2 protein-coding genes and 1 pseudogene are annotated in these 1,935 nt (G+C 55.0%); 1 reads left to right on the top strand and 2 read right to left on the bottom strand.

What is annotated here, in order from left to right:
• The first annotated feature begins 62 nt into the window (after nucleotides 1–62).
• The gene (locus P775_RS26710) at nucleotides 63–1,259 is read left to right on the top strand and encodes a hypothetical protein (protein ID WP_099913842.1); all 1,197 of its coding nucleotides are present in this window, start codon (nucleotides 63–65) and stop codon (nucleotides 1,257–1,259) included.
• 143 nt (nucleotides 1,260–1,402) lie between these two features.
• Here P775_RS26710 and P775_RS26705 read toward each other — a convergent pair.
• Together P775_RS26705 and P775_RS26700 are read right to left on the bottom strand one after the other, a co-directional pair.
• Nucleotides 1,403–1,648: pseudogene (locus P775_RS26705) on the bottom strand (transposase domain-containing protein); the annotation flags it as partial.
• 36 nt (nucleotides 1,649–1,684) lie between these two features.
• The coding region (locus P775_RS26700) for a transposase domain-containing protein (RefSeq protein WP_143521010.1) at nucleotides 1,685–1,935 on the bottom strand (251 nt) is incomplete at its 5' end.

Genomic DNA, 1,935 nt, shown 5'->3' with positions numbered 1-1,935 from the left:
CCATGGCCGAAGAACTCGCGGCCATCAAATCAACCGTCGCACTTCAAACTTGAATCCAAGCTGTGCTGACCTTTGACTTCAAGAGCGATGTCCGCGGCGAGATCCACGGGATCGGCTTTGATACAGATGACACTGTCTCGCCGGAATGGATATTCAAGCTCGATGGGACACAGTGGGGATGGGGGCTTCAGGCCGCCAACGGCGAATATACCACCGGCTCGGGCTACCAGAGCTATTCCATCCGCGTCGGAGATTACTTTCAGGGCGATTTCGACCGCATAGTGTTTGCCATGGATGACGATGCGGGAGTGGGAGCTGACAGCAGTTTCCGCAATATATCGCTGCAAGAAGGTCTGCGCCTGATGATAGGCACCAAGAGCACGTATGTTGCGAGCTACAGTGTTCAGGACGGAGGCACCGCAGAGGTTTCGGAGAGCGACAGTGCCGTGACGCTGACCGAAAATGCTTGGAAGAAGGCCATGATAGACACGACCATCACCGCCGACTCTATCCTGACCTTTGATTTCAAGAGCGATGTCCGGGGCGAAATCCATGGAATTGGCTTTGACACGGATGACATTGTTTCGCCGGAATGGATGTTCAAGCTCGATGGGACCCAGTGGGGATGGGGGCTTCAGGCAGCCAACGGTGGATACACGACCGGTTCGGGTTATCAAAGCTACGCAATCCGCGTCGGAGATTATTTTCAAGGCGATTTCGACCGCATCGTTTTTGCCATGGATGACGATGCGGGTGTGGGAGCTGACAGCAGTTTCCGCAATATCGCATTGCATGAAGGCCCCTGGCTCAAAATCGGTTCAAAAAGCGCTGATGTAATGAGCTTCGGCACCCAAGACGCAGGCACGGCAAAGGGGCTGGTTGATGGCAGCGCCGTCACCTTGACCAATAACGCCTGGAAGAAAATAGATATAGATACGACTATCACCGCCGAGACCGTGCTGAATTTCGAATTCAAGAGCGATGTTCGGGGCGAAATCCACGGGATCGGCTTTGATACGGATGACACTGCCTCGCCGGAATGGATGTTCAAGCTTGACGGAACTCAGTGGGGGTGGGGACTTCAAGCCGCCAACGGTGAATACACCACCGGTTCTGGCTACCAAAGCTACTCTATCCGCGTCGGCGATTACTTCCAAGGCGATTTCGACCGCATTGTTTTTGCCATGGACGACGATGCGAGAGTGGGGGCTGACAGCAGTTTCCGCAATATATCAATTGCGGATGAATTCATTTTCTAAGGTGAAAGACGAACCAAGGTCCAATTGTGAAAAGGATCTGTCGATTCGGTCTTCGGTCGGGCGACAAGGAGCGTTTGCAGTACTGACATGAGCACTTCAGGTCGTGAAACAGCCGTAAGCGGTCGCTGGACAGCACGGTCAGCTTAGCTTGACGGCTTGAAGTTCCACGGCAGCAGGTCGTCGAGGCCGCTTTGCGGATGTCCATTGGCGATCGCGGCCAGGGTTGCCTTGAGATAGGTGAAGGGCTCGACACCGTTGATCTTGCAGGTTTCGATGAGCGAGGCGATGCGGCCCCAGGCGATGCCGCCTTCGTCGTGACCTGCGAAGAGGGCGTTCTTGCGGTTGAGGGCGATGGGGCGGATCAGGTTTTCGACGCGGTTGTTGGTAAGCGGTGTCTGGAAGGCACTGGGGTTTCAGCTTGACGGCTAGAAGTTCCAAGGAAGCAACTCGTCGATGCGCTGTTGCGGATGTCCGGCCGCGATGACTTCGAGCGTAGATTTCAGATAGGCAAAAGGCTCCACGCCATTGATCTTGGCGGTCTCAATCAGGGATGCGATGCGACCCCATGCCTTGCCACCCTCGTCATGACCGGCGAACAACGCGTTTTTTCTGTTTAGTTCAGGCTGAACAACCTGATCCGCCGAAGAGATAGGAATTTGAGGGCCTGCTCTTCGGG

The organism is Puniceibacterium antarcticum, assembly GCF_002760615.1.
GTDB lineage: Bacteria > Pseudomonadota > Alphaproteobacteria > Rhodobacterales > Rhodobacteraceae > Puniceibacterium > Puniceibacterium antarcticum.
The sequence above is the reverse complement of the archived record's forward strand: the minus strand, read 5'-3'. Positions and strand labels throughout refer to the sequence as shown.